The organism is Variovorax sp. 10N432, from assembly GCF_056394465.1.
This window is the reverse complement of record NZ_JBFTHX010000002.1, coordinates 14,825-33,334: the sequence shown is the minus strand read 5'-3', so window position 1 is coordinate 33,334 and position 18,510 is coordinate 14,825. Positions and strand designations below refer to the sequence as shown.

Below are 18,510 nucleotides of genomic sequence, written 5' to 3'. Positions count from 1 at the left end.
TCCGCCGATGAGCTCCCGCCCCCCCGCGACCCCCTCCGTCGATCCCGACGCCCTGCTGGCGCGCGCGCGCGTCACTTTCGACATCGAGGCGGCTGCGGTGCTCGGGCTCAAGGAACGGCTCGGTCCGAGCTTTCCTGCCGCGGTGCAAAAGATCCTCGACGTCCGCGGCCGCGTGGTCGTGATGGGCATGGGCAAGAGCGGCCATGTCGGCCGCAAGATCGCCGCCACCCTGGCTTCGACCGGCACGCCGGCGATGTTCGTGCATCCGGCCGAAGCCAGCCATGGCGACCTCGGCATGATCAAGGCGGTCGACCTGGTGCTCGCGATCTCCAACAGCGGCGAGGTCGAGGAACTCACCACCATCCTGCCGGTGGTCAAGCGCCAGGGCGTGCCGCTGATCGCGATCACCGGCCGCAGCGACTCGACCTTGGCGCGCCATGCCGACATCGTGCTCGACAGCGGGGTCGAGAAGGAAGCCTGCCCGCTGAACCTCGCGCCGACCGCCAGCACCACCGCCCAGATGGCGATGGGCGATGCGCTCGCGGTGGCGCTGCTCGACGCCCGCGGCTTCGGCACCGAGGACTTCGCCCGCTCGCATCCGGGCGGCGCGCTGGGCCGCAAGCTGCTGACCCACGTCAGCGACGTCATGCGCTCGGGCGACGAGGTGCCGCGCGTGGCTCCCGGGGCGAGCCTGAGCGAGATCATGCGCGAGATGAGTGCCAAGGGGCTCGGCGCCACCGCGGTGGTCGGCCCCGACGGCCGCGCGATCGGCATCTTCACCGACGGCGACCTGCGGCGCCAGGTCGAGACCGGCGCCGACCTGCGCGCCCTCACCGCCGCCGACGTCATGCATGCCGGACCGCGCACCTTGCGCGCCGACGCGCTGGCCGCCGAGGCGGCCGACCTGATGGAGCAGCATCGCATCACCAGCGTGCTGGTGGTCGACGCGGCCGGGCTGCTGATCGGCGCGCTCAGCATCAACGACCTGATGCGCGCGAAGGTCATCTGATGGGCGTCGAATTCAGCCCCGAGACCCTGCTCGCCGCCCAGGACATCCGGATCGCCTTCTTCGACATCGATGGCGTGCTGACCGATGGCGGGGTCTATTTCACCGAGCACGGCGAAACCCTCAAGCGCTTCAGCATCCTCGACGGCTACGGCCTCAAGCTGCTGCGCAGCGCCGGCATCACGCCTGCCGTCATCACCGGCCGCGACTCCAAGCCGCTGCGCGTGCGGCTCGAGGCGCTCGGCATCGCGCACGTGCGCTACGGCACCGAAGACAAGCTGCCGGCCGCCGAGGCGATGCTGGCCGAGCTCGGCTTCGACTGGTCGCAGGCTGCCGCGATCGGCGACGACTGGCCCGACCTGCCGGTGCTGTCGCGCGTCGCCTTCGCGGCCGCGCCGGCCAATGCCCATGCCGAGGTGCGCGCCATCGCCCGCCATGTCACCGCCGCGCGCGGCGGCGAGGGGGCGGCACGCGAATTCTGCGACCTGCTGCTGACCGCCGGCGGCCACTACCGCCGCCTGCTGGACCGCGCGCGAGGCCGGGCCGAATGAAGTCCGCGTGGCGCGTGCTGCGCGATGCCTTCGACCGGCTGACCATCTACCTGCCGATCATCCTGACGGCGGTGCTCGCGCTGGGCACCTACTGGCTGGTGCGCAACGCGCCCGAGATGCTCACGCCGCAGCCGGCCGAAGCGCCGACGCACGAGCCCGACTACTTCATGCGCGGCTTCTCGGTGAAGAACTTCCAGCCCAACGGCGACCTGCGCACCGAAGTCTTCGGCAAGGAGGGCCGTCACTACCCGGACACCGACACGCTCGAGGTCGATCAGGTGCGCTGGCGCTCGATCTCGCCCCTCGGGCTGGTCACGCACGGCTCGGCCGACCGCGGCGTGTCCAACGGCGACGGCACCGAGATCCAGCTGTTCGGCAATGCGATCGTGATCCGCGACGCCGCCAAGGCGGCCGACGGCACGCTGCTGCCGCGCCTCGAGTTCCGCGGCGAGTTCCTGCATGCCTTCATCGACACCGAACGCGTGAAGTCCCACAAGCCGGTCACGCTGATCCGCGGGTCCGACAAGTTCACCTCCGATGCGATGGACTACGACAGCCTGACCGGCATCGCCAATCTCCAGGGCCGGGTGCACGGCCTGATCATGCCGCCGCCTTCGGCCGTGGCGCCGGCACCGAAGCGCTGAGTCCATGGCCTCCACCCAGACCCCCCTGCTGTTCGTCACCGGCGCCTCGAGCGGCATCGGGCAGGCGCTGGCCATGCGCTTCTACGACGCCGGCTACGACCTTGCACTGGTGGCCAGGCGAACGGCCGAGATCGAGGCCTGGGCGTCGGCGCGCCAGCTGGACCCCCGCCGCTGGCGGGTCTACGGCGCCGACGTCGCCGAGCTCGACGCCATCGTCTCGGCTGGCGCCGCCTGCATCGCGGAGCAAGGCCTGCCGGACGTCGTGATCGCCAACGCCGGCGTCAGCATCGGCATGGACACCGCCGTCCGCGGCGACCTCGATGTGATGGCCCGCACCTTCGCCATCAACAACCTCGGCCTGGCGGCGACCTTCCATCCTTTCGTGGCCGCCATGGCGGCACGCGGCAGCGGCCGCCTGGTCGGCATCGGCAGCGTGGCCGCGATCCGCGGCCTGCCGGGCCACGGCGCCTACTGCGCGAGCAAGGCCGGGGTGGTGGCCTACTGCGAAAGCCTGCGCGGCGAAATGAACGCCAGCGGGGTCAAGGTCGTCACCCTCTGCCCCGGCTATGTCGACACGCCGCTGACACAGGGCAACCGCTACGCCATGCCGTTCCTGCTGCAGCCGGCCGAGTTCGCCGACCGCGCCTTCCGCGCCATCCAGGCCGGCACCAGCTACCGCGTGATCCCGTGGCAGATGGGCGTTGTCGCCAAGCTGATGCGGATGCTGCCGAATCCGCTGTTCGACCGGCTCTTCAAGGGCCGCGGCCGCAAGCGCCGCCAGGGCGAGTGAGCCTCGCGCGGCCATGAAAAAAGGCTCCTGCAGGAGCCTTCTTGATGGGGGTTCGCGTTGGGGGCGCGATCAGTAGCCGCTGTTGCCACCGTTGCCGCCGCCATAGCCGCCGCGACCACCGCCGCCGCCACGCGGGCCAGCGCCGTACGGGCTGCGGAAGCCGCCGTCACCGCCGCCGCCACCGCTGCGGCCACCGCCGCCATAGCCGCCGCCACCGCCGCTGCGACCACCGCCGCCGCCGCCATAGCCGCCGCCACCACCACCGTAGCCGCCGCCGCCGCCACCACCGCCATAGCCACCACCGCCGCCGCCGTAGCCGCCGCCACCGCTGCGCGGCGGACGGGCTTCCATCGGACGCGCTTCGTTGACGACCACGCTGCGGCCGCCGAGCGGCTGGCCGTTCATGCCGTTGATGGCTGCTTGTGCTTCTGCATCACTGCCCATCTCGACAAAGCCGAAACCCTTGGAGCGACCGGTGTCGCGTTCCATCATGACCTTGGCGCTCGTCACCGCGCCGAATTGGCCGAAGGCCTGCTCGAGATCACCGTCGCGCACCGAGTAAGGCAGGTTACCGACGTACAGTTTGTTGCCCATCAAGGGACTCCTATAAACACATCAAGAAAAGCGATGGAGTCCCGAGAGCAGCAATCCGGCGGAACATCCGCCGAGTTGCGCGAAACTGACCGATCACCGATTCGCCCTCGAATTTTGAAGGAAGGCTCGTGCATTATGGGTGAAATGCGACAAATGCAAGTAGGAATTTGCACGCACCCCGGCGCCCGGCAAATATTTTTGAAGTCAGTACTTGCATACATAATTGCTGCCGGACACGCTACAATCGACGAGTCATTGGGGAGTAGCCGCCTTCCATCGTGAGAAGGGTTTGCGTCAACAGACTTGTACTGCCTCCGGCAGCACATGGCGCAAGCAGCAGCCAGCCTGGCGAGACCTTTGACCGCGCAACTTCGGGATTCGGCCGAAGGTGTTGCGCGGTCAATTGCGTCCTTCGGCCGTAGGAGTCCCTTTTTTCATGGAAGCATTTTTCGTCGCTACCGGCGTGGTTGCGCTCGCCGAGATGGGCGACAAGACTCAGCTCCTCGCCTTGATCCTCGCGGCCCGGTTCCGCAAGCCCTGGCCGATCGTGGCGGGCATCTTCGCCGCCACCGTCCTGAACCACGCGCTCGCCGGCGCGGTCGGCAACTGGGTCACTCACTTCCTCGGGGCCGACCTGCTCCGATGGATCCTGGGCGGGTCCTTCATCGCGATGGCGCTGTGGATGCTGATTCCCGACAAGATCGACGACGGCGACGTGCCCAAGTCCTCGAAGTTCGGCGTCTTCGGCACCACGGTGCTCGCCTTCTTCCTGGCCGAGATGGGCGACAAGACCCAGATCGCCACCGTGATGCTCGCGGCGCGCTACGTGGACGCCTACGTCTGGGTCGTGATGGGCACCACGCTCGGCATGATGCTGGCCAACGCGCCGGTGGTCTGGCTCGGGGACCGGATCGTGAAGCGGGTGCCGATCAAACTCGTGCACGGCATCTCGGCCGCGATCTTCCTGGTGCTCGGCGTGGTCGCGTTGATCGGCTGGGGTTGAGCCGCATATACTTCTTCCACGCGCCGATTTGCTCCAGCTTGCGGGCGCTCTACAAATGCAGCTAAAGACGGACGCCGGGACCCGGCTCGTTTTTGGCGAGGCCGGGTCTTTTTCATTCATGTCCTTCGTCGTCACTCCGCAATCGATGCAGTTCGAGGGCCCGCTGGCACTCCGCAGCGGCGCATCGATCAGCCACTACACGCTGGCCTACGAAACCTACGGCCGGCTCAACGCCGACCGCAGCAACGCGGTGCTCGTGTGCCACGCGCTCAATGCGTCCCACCACGTCGCCGGCGTCTATGCCGACCAGCCGAAATCCGAAGGCTGGTGGGACAACATGATCGGTCCCGGCAAGCCGGTCGACACCGACCGCTTCTTCGTCATCGGCATCAACAACCTCGGCTCCTGCTTCGGCTCCACCGGGCCGATGCACGACAACCCCGCCACCGGCCGCGCCTACGGCGCCGACTTCCCGGTGGTCACGGTCGAGGACTGGGTCGCGGCGCAGGCCGCGCTGCTCGACGCGCTCGGCATCGAACGCCTGGCGGCCGTGATGGGCGGCAGCCTGGGCGGCATGCAGGCGTTGTCGTGGACGCTGCAGTACCCGCACCGCGTGCAGCACGCGGTGGTGGTCGCGAGCGCGCCGAGCCTCACGGCACAGAACATCGCCTTCAATGAAGTGGCGCGCCGCGCAATCGTCACCGACCCCGACTTCAACGGCGGACACTTCTACGAGCAGGGCGTGATCCCGCGGCGCGGCCTGCGCATCGCCCGCATGATCGGCCACATCACCTACCAGAGCGACGACGTCATGAACGAGAAGTTCGGCCGCGCCCTGCGCAGTGCGGTCGAAGGCAGCGCCGCCAACACCGAGTTCCTCTATTCGACCCAGGAGGTCGAGTTCCAGATCGAGAGCTACCTGCGCTACAACGGCGACAAGTTCAGCGAGTATTTCGACGCCAACACCTACCTGCTGATCACGCGTGCGCTCGACTACTTCGACCCGGCGCGCGACTTCGGCGGCGACCTGCGCGCCGCACTGGCGCAGGCCAGCGCCAAGTTCCTCCTGGTGAGCTTCAGCACCGACTGGCGCTTCTCGCCGGCGCGCAGCCGCGAGATCGTGAAGGCACTGCTCGACAACCGCCGCAACGTCAGCTACGCCGAGATCGATGCGCCGCACGGCCACGACGCCTTCCTGCTCGACGACGCGCGCTACATGAGCGTGGTGCGCTCCTACTTCGAGCGCATCGCCGCCACCTTCGAAGGAGCTGCCCAGTGAGCGACAGCCCGACCCAGAACCTGATCGCCCGCCTGGTTCCCGAAGGCGCACGCGTGCTCGACCTCGGCTGCGGCGACGGCGCGCTGCTCGATCTGTTGCAGCGCGAGCGCGGCTGCACCGGCTACGGCGTAGAGATCGCCGACGGCAACGTGCTGCAATGCGTGCGCCGTGGCGTCGACGTGATCCAGCTCAACCTCGACGAGGGCCTCGCGATGTTCGACGACGCCTCTTTCGACGTCGTGCTGCAGATCGACACCCTGCAGCACCTGCGCAATGCCGAGGTGATGCTGCGCGAGACCGCGCGCGTGGGCCGCATCGGCATCGTCGCCTTCCCCAATTTCGCCCACTGGCCGAACCGCATCAGCATTGCGCGCGGCCGCATGCCGGTGACGCGCCGGCTGCCCTACCAGTGGTACGACACGCCCAACATCCGGGTCGGCACCTTCAAGGACTTCGAGGTGCTGGCGCGCAAGAACCGGCTGCGCGTGCTCGATGCCTTCGGCCTGCAGGAAGACCGCGAGGTGCGCTGGCTGCCCAATGCGCGCGCCAGCACCGCGGTCTTCAAGTTCGAGCGGGAATAGACGGACGGGGCCATGCCGTTCACTCTCGCCGCCGCGCGCCATAGCGAGCTGATCGTCAAGAAGAGCCGCTTCATCGGCTGCGTCCAACCGGTGGCCGACCGGGCCGGGGCCCTGGCGGTGGTCCAGGCGCTGCGCGTCGCGCATCCGGCGGCGGCGCATGTGTGCTGGGCCTTGATGGCGGGCGGGCAGTCCGCGGCCAACGACGACGGCGAGCCCGGCGGCACCGCCGGACGGCCGATGCTCGAAGTGCTTAGGCACCACGATCTCGACGGCGTGCTGGCGACGGTGGTGCGCTACTTCGGTGGCGTCAAGCTCGGTGCCGGCGGACTCGTGCGGGCCTACACCGACAGCATCGCGCAGACGCTGATCGACGCACCGCTGCTGCCGCAGGTGCGCCAGCGCACGCTGCACTGCGCCGTGCCCTATGCATTCGAAGGCCTGCTGCGGCGCGAACTCGCGGCCGCCGACGCGACCTTGAACCAGGTGCGCCACGAAGGCCTCGTGCACTTCGACTTCAGCCTGCCCGATCCGAACGCCGGGGCTCTCATCTCCCGGCTGGACGATGCCACGCAGGGACGCGCCGCCTGGCTGCAGCCTTGAGGGGTCGAGATACCGCAAACAGTAGGCAAAAGTTCGCGATTCTCCGCCGAGGACGATTTATTCAGTTACGCCTCTTGCGCAATGAAGTACGGTGAGGCGAAATGTCGTTCTTACGATAGACGTTTTGAGGAGCTACCCATTGGCCACACAGTCCCCCTTCTTCGGTAAACGCGATCGCGAAGCCGAAAGTCTTACCTCCCGTCCCGCGCCGCTGATGGGTTCGAACACCAATCTCTCGGGCACGCCGGTCAATCCGTCGACGCTCACGACCCAGGCCGCCAACGCCGCCGCCAGCGTCGCCAAGGAAGGCGGCAGCAAGCTCACCGTCGGCCCCAACATCAAGCTCAAGGGCGTCGAGATCACCGATTGCGACACGCTGGTGGTCGAAGGCCTGGTCGAAGCGACCATGGATTCGCGCGTCATGCAGATCGCCGAACAAGGCGCCTTCAAGGGCTCGGCCGAGATCGACATCGCCGAGATTCGCGGCCTGTTCGACGGCAACCTGACGGTGCGCGAAAAGCTCGTGATCCACTCGACCGGCAAGGTCACCGGCAAGATCCGCTACGGCAAGATCGTCGTCGAAGAAGGCGGCCAGCTGTCGGGCGAGATCAGCTTCGGCACCTCGGCACCGTCGGCCGGCGCATCGAAGCCCGCCGCAGCCCTGCAAGCCGCGGCCTGATCACCGGGCCGGCTGGGCGTCAGCCCAGCCTTTCGATCAAGGCACTCGCAGCCGCGGGTGCCTTTTCTTTTGCGCCGTTGATGAAGAAGACGAAGACATCGCGTGCCTTGCCGGCCTTGGGCGCGCTGTCCTCGACATGCGGCAGCGCCGCCGGTGCCTTGCCTGCGGCCCAGGTGCGCGCATGCTCGGCCCAGGCATCGAGCGCCTTCGGTGCGTAGCCGGTCTTCTGGGCCGCATCGCTGTTCATGAGCCGCGCGTAGACGAAGTCGCCCGTCAGGTCGGCGAAGGACGGAAACTTGTCCGAATCGGTGAACACGGTCGCCGCCTTGTGCTCGCGCGCGAGCGCGAGGTATTCGGGCGCCTTGAAGCTCTCGTGCCGGACGTCCATCACGTGGCGCAGCGCACGGCTGCCGGCCTTTTCCGGCAGCAGCGCCAGGAAGCCCGCGAAGTCCTCCGCGTCGAAGGCCTTGGTCGGCATGAACTGCCACACGATCGGCCCGAGCTTGTCGCCGAGCTCCTCGATCCCGCTGTCGATGAAGCGCGCAATCGAATCGCCGGCGGTCGCGAGCAACTTCCGGTTGGTCGCGAAGCGCGAGGCCTTCAGCGTGAACACGAAGCCCTCGGGCGTCTCGTCGTGCCACTTCTTGAAGCTGGCCGGCTTCATGGTGCTGTAGTAGGTGCCGTTGACCTCGATCGCCGTGAGCTGTCGGCTGGCGTAGGCCAGCTCCTGGGCGTGAGGCAGCTTGGCCGGGTAGAAGTTGTCGCGCCAGGGCTCGTAGGTCCAGCCGCCGATGCCGACCCGGATGCGCAGCGGGGTCGTTGGGGAGTCCTTGTCGGTGCGCGCGCTCATGGCTGGCCTTGGTCGCTGTGGCGAAGCCCGCATTTTTATCGCATCCGGCGCGGCGGTGCCATCCGGGCAGAAGGTCGCAAGACGCACTAACATCGTTCTCCCGACCCCGCGGAGAATTCCATGAACGCCCCCCTTCACCGTGAAATGCCGGCCGGACTGCTCGATGCCGGCCGCGCACTGGCCGACGTCTCGTCCCAATGGGACCGCGACATCGTCAAGCAGCTCACCGACTACATCGCCATCCCCGCCAAGTCGCCGGGCTTCGACAAGGACTGGTCGCGCAACGGCTACCTCGAAACCGTGCTGCGCAACGCCGCCGCCTGGGTCGAAGCCCAGAAGGTCGAGGGCCTGAAGCTCGAGATCGTTCGCCTCGAAGGCCGCACGCCGGTGCTGTTCTTCGAAGTGCCCGCCAGCGGCACCGACATGAAGGAGACCGTGCTGATGTACGGCCACCTCGACAAGCAGCCCGAGTTCACCGGCTGGCGCAACGACCTGGGCCCATGGACGCCCAAGTACGAGAACGGCCTGCTCTACGGCCGCGGCGGCGCCGACGACGGCTACGCGGTGTATGCCAGCGTGGCGGCGCTGCAGGCGCTGAAGGCCCAGGGGGTGGCCCATCCGCGCATCGTCGGCCTGATCGAGACCTGCGAGGAATCGGGCTCCTACGACCTGCTGCCGTATGTCGATGCGCTGCGCCCGCGCCTGGGCGAGGTGTCGCTCGTCATCTGTCTCGATTCGGGCGCCGGCAACTACGACCAGCTGTGGCTCACGACGTCGCTGCGCGGCATGGCGAGCGGCACGCTGAAGGTCGAGATCCTGACCGAAGGCATCCATTCGGGCGACGCCTCGGGCCTGGTGCCGTCGAGCTTTCGCATCATGCGGCAGGTGCTCGACCGCCTCGAGGACAGCAAGACCGGACGGCTGCTGCCCGAAAGCTTCCATTGCGAAGTGCCGGCCGGACGCCTGGCGCAGGCGCGTGCCACGGCCGCGATCCTCGGCGAGGAGGTCTACAAGCGCTTTCCGTGGGCGCACTACGACTGCGGCGGCTCGACCACCTTCGCCCTGCCGACTACCACCGACCCGGTGGAAGCCCTGCTCAACCGGACCTGGAAGCCGACCTTGTCGGTCACCGGCGCGGAAGGCTTCCCGGCCCTCAAGGACGCCGGCAACGTGCTGCGTCCCTACACCGCCTTCAAGCTCTCGCTGCGCCTGCCGCCGCTGGTCGATGCCGACCAGGCGGTGCAGCAGCTCAAGCAGCTGCTCGAGGACAACGCGCCCTACCAGGCCAAGGTGACCTTCGACAGCGGCGGCGGCGCCACCGGCTGGAACGCGCCCGAAACCGAATCCTGGTTCGAGCGCGCCCTGAACACCGCTTCGCAAGCCCATTTCGGCGCCGACTGCGGCTACATCGGACAGGGCGGCACGATCCCGCTCATGAACATGCTGAGCCGCGGCTTCCCGAAGGCCCAGATGATGGTCTGCGGCGTGCTGGGCCCGAAGAGCAACGCCCACGGCCCGAATGAATTCCTGCACGTGCCCTATGCGAAGAAGCTGACGGCTGCGGTGGCCGAGGTGATCGCCGCGCTGCCGGCCGCCCGCAGCGCCGCCGCTTGACGACCCTGCGCACACCCGACGGCGAGACGCTCGCGCTGCGCGACTGGCCGCTCGCGGCCGGCGCCGCCCGGGCCGTGGTCGTGCTGGTGCACGGACTCGGCGAGCATGCGGGCCGCTACGGCCCGCTCGCCGCGCGGCTCAACGCCTGGGGCTTCGCGGCGCGCGCCGCGGACCACCACGGGCATGGCGCATCGAGCGGCGCACGCGGCGGCCTTCCGTCCCCGACCCGGCTGGTCGACGACCTGGCGCTGGTGATCGACGACACCCGAAACGCCTTCCCCACGCTGCCGCTGGTGCTGCTCGGCCACAGCCTGGGCGGCCTGGTGGCGGCCAGTGCCGTGGCGCTCGGACTGCGAAAGGTCGACGCGCTGGTGCTGTCCTCGCCGGCGCTCGACGCCGGACTCAGCGCCTTCCAGAAGCTGCTGGTCGCCACCCTGTCGCGCCTGGCGCCCGGCCTGCGCGTAGGCAACGGGCTCGCGCTCGACGCCCTCTCGCACGCGCCCGCGGTGGTCGACGCCTACCGGGCCGATCCGCTGTGCCACGACCGCATCGGTGCCCGACTGGCACGCTTCCTGGCCAACGAGGGTGCCGCGGTGCAGGCGGCGGCGCCGGCCTGGCGGGTGCCCACCTTGCTGCTATACGCCGGCGACGATCGGCTCGTGAACCCGGCCGGCAGCCGAGCCTTTGCCGATGCGGCGCCGCAGGCGGTCGTCGGCAGCCTCTGCTTCCCGGCGCTCTACCACGAGATCTTCAACGAGCGCGATGCCGAGCCGGTGTTCGATGCCCTGCGGGCCTGGCTCGATGCCCGATTCCCGAATGGCTAGGCCACCGCGGCCGCGGCACTGCGGCGGTGTCGCGCGAGCCACAGCAGCGCGGCGCCGGTCAGCACCACCGGGACCAGCGATCCGAGGTTGAGCAGCCGCCAGCCTTGCGTCGTGACCAGCACGCCCGACGCGAACGAACTCAGCGCCAGTGTCGCGAAGATGCAGAAGTTGAGCGCACCCTGCGCGCGGTCCCGCTCCTCGGGGGAGTAGGCGCTGAGCGAGAGCGTGGTGCTGCCCGTGAAAAGGAAGTTCCAGCCGACGCCGAGCATGAACAGCGCGATCACGAACTGGTGCAGGTCCACGCCCGACAGCGCCACCCCGATGCAGCCCAGGTTGAGCGCCAGCCCCACGCCCATGACCGGCAGCACGCCGAGCCTGCGAATCAGATGGCCGGTGAAGAAGCCCGGCGCGAACATGCCGATCACGTGCCACTCGAGCACCAGGGCGACGTCCTCGAAGGGCAGGCTGCAGACCTGCATGGCGATCGGGGTCGCGGCCATCAGCAGGTTCATGACGCCGAAGCCGAGCGCGCCCGCCACGGCGGCCACGATGAACACCGGCTGGCGCGCGAGCACCGCCAGCGGACGCCCGCCCTGCGCCGCGGAACGGGCCGCCAGCGGCGGAAATTCGATGAACCGCATCAGCGCCAGCGACAGCAGCGCCACCGCCGCCAGGGACAGGTAGGCGCCGGCGAAAGGCACCGCGAACCAGTGGCGCGTGACGGCGGCGAGGTTCGGACCCGCCACCGCGCCGAGCAGGCCGCCCGCCATCACGAGCGAGACCGCCTTCTCGCGCCATTCGGGCTGCGCGAGTTCGGCCGCGGCGAAGCGGTAGAGGCTGGCATTGGCGTTGTAGTAGCCGGCCACCACGGTGGCCGCGCACAGCAGCCAGAAGTTCTGCCAGACCGCGGCCTGGGCGCACAGCAGCGCCGACCCGAAGGCCACCGCGATCCCGATCTGGAACGAGCGCCGGCGCCCCCAGCGCTTCTGGGTGCGTGCCACCAGGCCGGTGGCCAGCGCACCGCCGATCACGTAACCCATCACCGGCAAGGTCGCCATCCAGCCGCGCGGCGCCAGCGAAAGCCCGACCAGTCCGTTGATGGCGATGAAGGTGACGTTGTTCGTGAGGAACAGGCCTTGGCAGATGGCGAGCAGCCAGAGATTGCGGTTCATGGGGCCGGGGGCTGAAGGTGGATGCCCGTTCTATCACGGCCGACCGCTGCCTCGCGCCAAAGAAAAGGCGCCTCGCGGCGCCGTTCGATCTCGAAGTCGAGGCAGATCGTTCGCTAGCTTTTCTGCAGCAGGCCGCTCAGCGACGCCAGCAGGTCGTCGTGCGTGCCCAGCCCTTCGGCCGGCACCTGGCCCTTGGGCGTGAGGTGATCGATCAGCGTCGGCAGCAGGGTGGCCAGCATGGGCAGCAAGGTCGCGCTGTTGATGCCGAGCTTCTGGGCGATGCCCGAGATCGCATCGCTGCCCAGCACGTCCTGCAACTGCCCGCCCGTGATCGGCGCGTTCTCGCCCTTGCCGACCCAGGAGCCGATGACGTCTCCCATGCCGGCCTGTTCGAACTTGGAGACCAGCCCGCCCAGCCCGCCCTGCTCGCCGTTGTTGGCGAGCAGGCCGCCGAGCGCGCCGGCCAGGCCACCGAGGTTGCCCGCCGAGCCGCCGGCGCCGCCGAGCAGCGCACCGAGGTCACCGAGGCCGCCGCCGCCCTGGGGTTGCTGCTGCGCCCCGCCGAGCACTTGACCGAGTACCGAATCGAGCAATCCCATGATGGGCTCCTGAATGTGGAAGGGTGGAACGAGGGCTAGCGGGCTCGCGGCGGCCGCCTGGCCAGCAGGGGTTCGCTCACGCCCTGCACGCCGACCAGCCCGAGCACGGTCACCAGGGCATTCTGCGCGCCCTGCCAGGCATCTGTCACGTCGATCCATTCGGACAACGCGTGAAAGCCACCTGTCCTGCCGCCGGTGCCGATCGTGATCGCCGGGATGCCGAGCGACATCGCCACGTTCGCGTCGGTGCTGGCGCCCACCAGCAGGGTGCGGTGGCCGAAGGCGGCGTTCGAGCGCACGACCGCCTCGACGATCACCGAATCGACCGGCGTGCGTCCGCCGGGCCGGTCGCCGATCAGCTTCGTCGACGCGCTCAGGGTGTTCACGTTCCAGCGCTTGTTCTCCGCCGCCACCGCCTCGTCGATGGCGGCCAGCACCTTCTTCTCGGTGTCCAGCAGCGGACCCGTTTCGTCGGAGCGGATGTCGACCGTCATGCGGGCGTCCGGCGCGATGGTGTTGACCGAGGTGCCGCCGCTGACGGTGCCGACCGTGAAGGTGGTCCGCGGCGAGGCCGGGGTCTCGATGTCGGCGATCCGGGCGATCGCGCGACCCATGCCATGGACCGCGCTGGGCACTTGGCCGAAAGCGCCGTAGCTGTGGCCGCCGGGGCCCTTGAAAGTCACTTCGTAGCGATGGCTCGCCGTGCCGAGCACCAGCACCGTGCCGTCGGCCGCCGGCTCCAGCCCGACCATGCCGTCGATGTCGAGGTGGTCGCGAAAGATGGCCTTCATGCCGCGCAGGTTGCCCAGTTCCTCTTCGCCCACATTGCCCACGAAGATCAGGTCGCCGACGGTCTTCACCTGCTGGTCGTTGAGCACCTTGAGCCAGGACAGCAGCACCGACAGGGCGCGCGTGTCATCAGAGATGCCGGGGGCGTGGAGCCGGCCGTCGCGCTCTTTCACGCGGACATCGGTGCCGGCCGGAAAGACGGTGTCGAGATGGGCCGAGACCAGCAGCCTCGGGCCGTTGCCGCTGCCCCTGCGGACACCGATCACGTTGCCTTCGGCGTCGATCCGGGCGTCGGCGAGTCCCAGCACCTTCATGCGGGCCAGGAACGCCTCCGCGCGCCGCTGTTCCTTGAAGGGCGGCGCCTCGATCTCGGTGAGCATCCGCAGGTCCTCGATCGAGCGTTCGTGGTCGGCCTTCACGGCATCGAGCAGCTTGCGCACCGTGGGCGCGGCGAGCAGTTGCGAATAGACCTGGTCGACCACCGGGCGCACGTAGGTCGGCGTCGGCGCCACCGCGGAGTTCTGGGCCTGGGCGCCGCCGAATGCCAGGGTGGCAATGGCCAGGACCATGATGGCGGTGGCGGGCCGCTGCTTCGGCCCCGGAAAGCGCGGCGCCATCGTCAGCGCCCAGCCAGCCCGACGAGCGCGGCCAGGGCGGCGGTTTCGGCGCGCAGCACGCGCGGACCGAGCGTCAGCGGCGCAAAGCCCTGCGCGATCGCGGCCTGTTCCTCGGTCGCGCTCAGACCGCCCTCCGGGCCGCTCAGCACCCAGGCCCCGCGCTGCAGGTCCTGCGCGGCATCGGCGACGCCGCGCGTGCCGGGCGCCAGGCTCAGGATGAAACGCGCGGCGTCCCCCAGCGGCGCGTCCAGCCAGGCGCCGAAGGTCCGCACCGGATGGATCACCGGCACCCGGTTGCGCCCGCACTGCTCGCAGGCCGCAATCGCGATCGCTTCCCAGTGGGCGCGCTTCTTGTCGGCGCGCTCGCTGTTGAGCCGCAGCACGCCGTGCGCGGTCATCAGGGGCTGGATGCCGGCCACGCCCAGTTCGGTGGCCTTCTCGACCAGCCAGTCCATGCGTTCGTTGGCCGGCATGCCGACCGCCAGCTGGATGGGATGCGGCGCTTCGCGCTCGATCGCCGCGTGCGCGCCGACCTGCACCGAGACCTCGCTGCGACCCATGCGTTCGACGGTCGCGGCGTACTCGCCGCCGAGGCCGTTGAACAGCGTGATCGCATCGCCCGGCTGCATCCGCAGCACCTGGACGTGGCGCGCGGCACCCGCCGGCAGCACCAGCACGCTGTCGGCGGCGAGCGCCGACTCGCAGTGGAAACGCGCCGTCACATGCGTCCGTAGGCAAAGCCGGTCTGGGCCTGCGTGCCTTCGATCTCGTCGACCACGCGCAGGAGCGGCGTCAGTTCGCGGTAGCGGCCGGCGGTGGCTCGGATGTAGGCGATGAAGCGCGGCGTGTCGGCCAGGTACTTCGGCTTGCCGTCGCGCAAGGTCAGCCGGGCGAAGATGCCGGCCACCTTCAGATGGCGCTGCAGGCCCATCCATTCGACCGCCCGGTAGAAGGCGCCGAAATCGGGGTCGACCGGCAGGCCGGCCCTGCGGGCCCGCTCCCAGTAGCGCACCGTGACGTCGAGCACGAATTCCTCGTCCCAGCTCAGGAAGGCGTCGCGCATCAGGCTCGCGATGTCGTAGGTGACCGGCCCGTACACCGCGTCCTGGAAGTCCAGCACCCCGAGGGCATCGGCGTCGCCGACCATCAGGTTTCGCGGCATGAAGTCGCGGTGCACGTAGACGGGTGCGGCCGCGAGGTTGTTCTCGACGATCGCCTTGAAGCTGCGCTCCAGTCGCTCCTTCAAGGTACCTTCGACCGCGACGCCGCGATGGCGCGCGACATACCAGTCGGGGAACAGCGCCAGTTCGCGTTCCAGCAGCGCCCGGTCGTAGGGCGGCAGCACGCCCGGCCTGGACGCCAGCTGCCAGCGGATCAGGGCATCGATGGCCTGGTCGTAGAGCGGCCGGGCCGCCTGCGGGTCGTTCGGATCGATGACATCCAGCATCGTCTGCCGGCCGAGGTCGTCGAGCAGCAGGAAGCCGTCGGCCGACTCCCATTCGAGCACCTGCGGCGCGCGCACGCCGGCCTCGGCCATCAGCTGGGCGACCTGCACGAAAGGCGCGCTGTTCTCCTGCGCGGGTGGCGCGTCCATCACGATCCGGGTCGGCGCGCCGGCGCTCGCATCGACGCGGAAATAGCGCCGGAAGCTGGCGTCGGCCGAGGCCAGGCGCACGGTCGCGGGCAGCAGGTGGTGGCGATCGGAAATGCGCGCCATCCATTGCTGGAACGCGCTGGCGCGGGCCGGATCGCTCCAGGCCGGTGCTTCGGGACGGGGGGCGGCGGCGCCGGACGGTGGCTGGGGGGCTGTCATGGATAATCGATTCTACAAATCCGCCTGGCGCGGAGCTCCGCAACCCGTCGGCCCGAGTCGCCGCCCTCCCCCTCCCAGACGAAATTTGCCCCCGTACCGATGCCTGACTTGAACCGAGCCAACCGGCGCCGGTGCCGCCCGCCCTTGCCCCTGGCGCTGCTGTCGCTGGCGCTGCTGCATGCGCAAGGCGCATGGGCACAGGATGCAGACCTCGACCGGCCGCTCGTTCTCAAGCGCACGCCCCAGCTCGCGGAGACCATCCCGCCGCTGCTGCGCAGCCAGCTGCCGACCTTCGTCGACGGCGACAAGATCTCCGGCCGGCCCGACCTCGAGACCGTGGTCGAGGGCAATGCCACCCTGCGCCGCGGCGACATGTCGATGCGGGCCGACCGGCTCGAGTTCTACCAGCCCGAGGACCGCGCCCGCGCCACCGGCAACGTGCGCATCAACCAGGCCGGCAACGAGTACGAAGGCCCGGAGGTCGAGCTCAAGATCGAGACCTTCGAGGGCTTCTTCAACAAGGTCCGCTATCGCTTCCTCGCTACCGGCGGCCACGGCGACGCCGAGCGCATCGACTTCGTCGACAGCAACGTGTCGGTGGCCCGCCGGGCCACCTACACCACCTGCCGGCCGGAGGACTATCCGGGCTGGATGCCGGCCTGGCTGCTGAGCGCCGCCACCCTCACCACCGACACCGAGGACAACGTCGGCGTCGCCACCAATGCGCGGCTGACCTTCATGGGCATCACCACGCCGCCGTTTCCGTCGCTGAGCTTTCCGCTCAGCAACGACCGCAAGTCCGGCATGCTGCCGCCGGTCATCGGCCTCGACAGCGTGAACGGCATCGACATCACGACACCGTACTACTGGAACATCGCGCCCAACCGCGACGCCACGCTGTACCCGACCGTGATGAGCAAGCGCGGCATCAACCTCGGCACCGAGTTCCGCTACCTCGAAGAGAAGTACAGCGGCGAGATCCGGGCCGACTACATGCCGGACGACCGGCTGCGCGACGGCCGCGACCGCTGGGGCGTCTGGACGCACCACTCCCAGACCTTCGATGCCCAGTATTTCGGCCTCGATTCGCTGGTCGGCACGCTCGCCATCAACCGCGTGAGCGACAACGACTACTGGCGCGACTTCACCCGCACGCCCTCGCTGACCCAGCGCCTGCTGGCCAACGACGGCTCGCTCAACTGGACCAAGGGCGACTGGAGCGGCGTCGCCCGGGTGTTGAGCTACCAGACGCTGCAGTACGCACCGGCACCGATCGTGCCGCCCTACGACCGGATGCCGCAGATCACGGCGAACTACAACAAGTTCGACTGGAACGGCTTCGACTTCTCGCTCAACAACGACTACACCCGCTTCGAGGCCAAGCCGCTCGAGCAGGGCGGCCAGCCCAACGGCGAGCGGGTGTTCTCGGTGGCGTCACTGAGCAGGCCCTTCCTGACCCCGGGCACTTTCGTGGTCCCGAAGGTGATGCTCAACGCGACCGCCTACCAGTTCGACGGCCCGCTCCTGACCAACGGCGCGACCCATGCCGACCGGGTGGTGCCGACCTTCAGCCTGGACAGCGGCCTGATCTTCGAGCGCGATGCCAACTACTTCGGGCGGGCCTTCCGCCAGACGCTCGAACCGCGTGCCTTCTACGTCTACACGCCGTTCCGCAACCAGAACTACCTGCCGGTCTACGACACGGCGCAGAACGATTTCAATTTCGCCACCGTCTACACCGAGAACGCGTTCTCGGGCGACGACCGCATCTCCGACAGCAACCTGCTGACCCTGGGCGTGACCACCCGGCTGATCGACCCCGACACCGGCGCCGAAGCCGCCCGCTTCGGCATCGCACAGCGGCTGCGCTTCGCCGACCAGCTGGTCACCATGCCCGGCGGCGTGCCGGTCACCGACCGCTTCAGCGACCTGCTGCTGGGTGCCCAGATCAACTGGACGCCGAAATGGAGCGTGGACGGCACGGTGCAGTACAACCCCGACACCCAGACCTCGGCGCGGACCGCGCTCAGCGCGCGCTACAACCCGAGCCCCTATCGCACCATCAGCGCCGCCTACCGCTACCAGGCCGACACCACGCCCACTTCGAACGACGGCAACCGGGCGGTCGACGTCAGCTGGCAATGGCCATTGAACGACCTCTGGGGCGACAAGGGACAGGACCTCGGCCCCGGCAGGGGTCAAGGCGGCGGGCGCTGGTACGCCGTAGGCCGTTTGAACTACAGTCTGGAATCCAGCAAACTGACCGATGGCGTGCTCGGCTTCGAATACGACGGCTGCTGCTGGATCGGCCGCGTGGTGCTGGAACGCGTCACCACCGGACAGGTCACAGCCAGCACGCGGATCATGTTCCAGCTCGAGCTGGTCGGATTCGCGGCCCTGGGCTCGAGTCCGAGACGCACTTTGACGCAGAACATCCAGCGCTACACCCCGTTGCGTACCCCGAGCATCGGCCCGAGCCGCTTCACCAATTACGACTGAGATCGA

At 68.9% G+C, this 18,510-nt stretch carries 19 protein-coding genes and 1 riboswitch; of the genes, 12 read left to right on the top strand and 7 right to left on the bottom strand.

The window, feature by feature from the left end; genetic code table 11:
• Positions 1 to 7: 7 nt before the first annotated feature.
• From AC1DF3_RS02365 to AC1DF3_RS02350, 4 genes are read left to right on the top strand one after another with little or no spacing between them, the layout of a single operon-like run.
• Positions 8 to 1,009, top strand: coding sequence for a KpsF/GutQ family sugar-phosphate isomerase (locus AC1DF3_RS02365; protein WP_478138729.1), 1,002 nt, complete (start codon positions 8 to 10; stop codon positions 1,007 to 1,009).
• Positions 1,009 to 1,557, top strand: a complete 549-nt coding sequence (locus AC1DF3_RS02360; RefSeq protein WP_286510435.1) for a KdsC family phosphatase — start codon at positions 1,009 to 1,011, stop codon at positions 1,555 to 1,557. The genes AC1DF3_RS02365 and AC1DF3_RS02360 overlap by 1 nt, the downstream gene beginning before the upstream one ends.
• Positions 1,554 to 2,201: an LPS export ABC transporter periplasmic protein LptC gene (lptC, locus tag AC1DF3_RS02355; protein WP_286533235.1), complete on the top strand. Its 648-nt coding sequence runs from the start codon at positions 1,554 to 1,556 to the stop codon at positions 2,199 to 2,201. The genes AC1DF3_RS02360 and lptC overlap by 4 nt, the downstream gene beginning before the upstream one ends.
• Positions 2,202 to 2,205: 4 nt before the next feature.
• Positions 2,206 to 2,991, top strand: coding sequence for an SDR family oxidoreductase (locus AC1DF3_RS02350; protein WP_478138728.1), 786 nt, complete (start codon positions 2,206 to 2,208; stop codon positions 2,989 to 2,991).
• A 69-nt stretch (positions 2,992 to 3,060) separates the two neighbouring features.
• Here the strand turns inward: AC1DF3_RS02350 and AC1DF3_RS02345 are convergent, their stop codons facing one another.
• The gene (locus AC1DF3_RS02345) at positions 3,061 to 3,585 is read right to left on the bottom strand and encodes an RNA recognition motif domain-containing protein (protein WP_028249862.1); all 525 of its coding nucleotides are present in this window, start codon (positions 3,583 to 3,585) and stop codon (positions 3,061 to 3,063) included.
• A gap of 245 nt (positions 3,586 to 3,830) precedes the next feature.
• Positions 3,831 to 4,007, top strand: a riboswitch (yybP-ykoY riboswitch).
• 14 nt (positions 4,008 to 4,021) lie between these two features.
• Here AC1DF3_RS02345 and AC1DF3_RS02340 point away from each other — a divergent pair.
• The 5 genes from AC1DF3_RS02340 to AC1DF3_RS02320 all read left to right on the top strand — a co-directional run bounded on the left by AC1DF3_RS02340 (position 4,022) and on the right by AC1DF3_RS02320 (position 7,727).
• Complete coding sequence (locus tag AC1DF3_RS02340; RefSeq protein ID WP_286533239.1) at positions 4,022 to 4,588, top strand: TMEM165/GDT1 family protein; 567 nt, start codon at positions 4,022 to 4,024, stop codon at positions 4,586 to 4,588.
• A gap of 118 nt (positions 4,589 to 4,706) precedes the next feature.
• Positions 4,707 to 5,867 carry a homoserine O-succinyltransferase MetX gene (metX, locus tag AC1DF3_RS02335; protein WP_301804615.1) on the top strand — a complete coding sequence of 387 codons (1,161 nt, stop codon included), beginning with the start codon at positions 4,707 to 4,709 and terminating at the stop codon, positions 5,865 to 5,867.
• Positions 5,864 to 6,448 carry a methionine biosynthesis protein MetW gene (gene metW / locus AC1DF3_RS02330; protein ID WP_286533241.1) on the top strand — a complete coding sequence of 195 codons (585 nt, stop codon included), beginning with the start codon at positions 5,864 to 5,866 and terminating at the stop codon, positions 6,446 to 6,448. Before metX ends, metW begins: the two co-directional genes overlap by 4 nt.
• Before the next feature lie 12 nt (positions 6,449 to 6,460).
• Complete coding sequence (locus AC1DF3_RS02325) at positions 6,461 to 7,048, top strand: IMPACT family protein (protein WP_286533243.1); 588 nt, start codon at positions 6,461 to 6,463, stop codon at positions 7,046 to 7,048.
• Positions 7,049 to 7,187: 139 nt separating this feature from the next.
• The gene (locus AC1DF3_RS02320) at positions 7,188 to 7,727 is read left to right on the top strand and encodes a bactofilin family protein (RefSeq protein ID WP_286533244.1); all 540 of its coding nucleotides are present in this window, start codon (positions 7,188 to 7,190) and stop codon (positions 7,725 to 7,727) included.
• A 19-nt stretch (positions 7,728 to 7,746) separates the two neighbouring features.
• Here the strand turns inward: AC1DF3_RS02320 and AC1DF3_RS02315 are convergent, their stop codons facing one another.
• Positions 7,747 to 8,577 carry a DUF72 domain-containing protein gene (locus tag AC1DF3_RS02315; RefSeq protein WP_478138727.1) on the bottom strand — a complete coding sequence of 277 codons (831 nt, stop codon included), beginning with the start codon at positions 8,575 to 8,577 and terminating at the stop codon, positions 7,747 to 7,749.
• Positions 8,578 to 8,697: 120 nt separating this feature from the next.
• On the opposite strand from AC1DF3_RS02315, the gene AC1DF3_RS02310 reads away from it, so the two are divergent.
• A complete protein-coding gene (locus AC1DF3_RS02310; protein WP_286533246.1) occupies positions 8,698 to 10,191 on the top strand; it encodes a M20 family metallopeptidase in 1,494 nt (497 codons plus the stop codon).
• Positions 10,188 to 11,015: a lysophospholipase gene (locus AC1DF3_RS02305; protein WP_478138726.1), complete on the top strand. Its 828-nt coding sequence runs from the start codon at positions 10,188 to 10,190 to the stop codon at positions 11,013 to 11,015. The genes AC1DF3_RS02310 and AC1DF3_RS02305 overlap by 4 nt, the downstream gene beginning before the upstream one ends.
• Here AC1DF3_RS02305 and AC1DF3_RS02300 read toward each other — a convergent pair.
• The 5 genes from AC1DF3_RS02300 to AC1DF3_RS02280 form a co-directional block, all read right to left on the bottom strand.
• Positions 11,012 to 12,187, bottom strand: a complete 1,176-nt coding sequence (locus AC1DF3_RS02300) for an MFS transporter (protein ID WP_478138725.1) — start codon at positions 12,185 to 12,187, stop codon at positions 11,012 to 11,014. The two genes, AC1DF3_RS02305 and AC1DF3_RS02300, sit on opposite strands and share 4 nt — an antisense overlap.
• Positions 12,188 to 12,300: 113 nt before the next feature.
• Complete coding sequence (locus AC1DF3_RS02295; protein WP_286533249.1) at positions 12,301 to 12,786, bottom strand: YidB family protein; 486 nt, start codon at positions 12,784 to 12,786, stop codon at positions 12,301 to 12,303.
• A 35-nt stretch (positions 12,787 to 12,821) separates the two neighbouring features.
• A complete protein-coding gene (locus AC1DF3_RS02290) occupies positions 12,822 to 14,192 on the bottom strand; it encodes a M20/M25/M40 family metallo-hydrolase (protein WP_478138724.1) in 1,371 nt (456 codons plus the stop codon).
• Positions 14,193 to 14,194: 2 nt separating this feature from the next.
• Positions 14,195 to 14,914: a 16S rRNA (uracil(1498)-N(3))-methyltransferase gene (locus tag AC1DF3_RS02285; protein ID WP_286533251.1), complete on the bottom strand. Its 720-nt coding sequence runs from the start codon at positions 14,912 to 14,914 to the stop codon at positions 14,195 to 14,197.
• Entirely contained in the window at positions 14,911 to 16,005 is a 1,095-nt protein-coding gene (locus tag AC1DF3_RS02280; RefSeq protein ID WP_286533252.1) for an aminoglycoside phosphotransferase family protein, read from the bottom strand. Before AC1DF3_RS02280 ends, AC1DF3_RS02285 begins: the two co-directional genes overlap by 4 nt.
• Before the next feature lie 99 nt (positions 16,006 to 16,104).
• Here AC1DF3_RS02280 and AC1DF3_RS02275 point away from each other — a divergent pair, with 99 nt between their 5' ends.
• Positions 16,105 to 18,504 carry an LPS-assembly protein LptD gene (locus AC1DF3_RS02275; protein WP_478138723.1) on the top strand — a complete coding sequence of 800 codons (2,400 nt, stop codon included), beginning with the start codon at positions 16,105 to 16,107 and terminating at the stop codon, positions 18,502 to 18,504.
• The last annotated feature ends 6 nt before the right edge of the window (positions 18,505 to 18,510 follow it).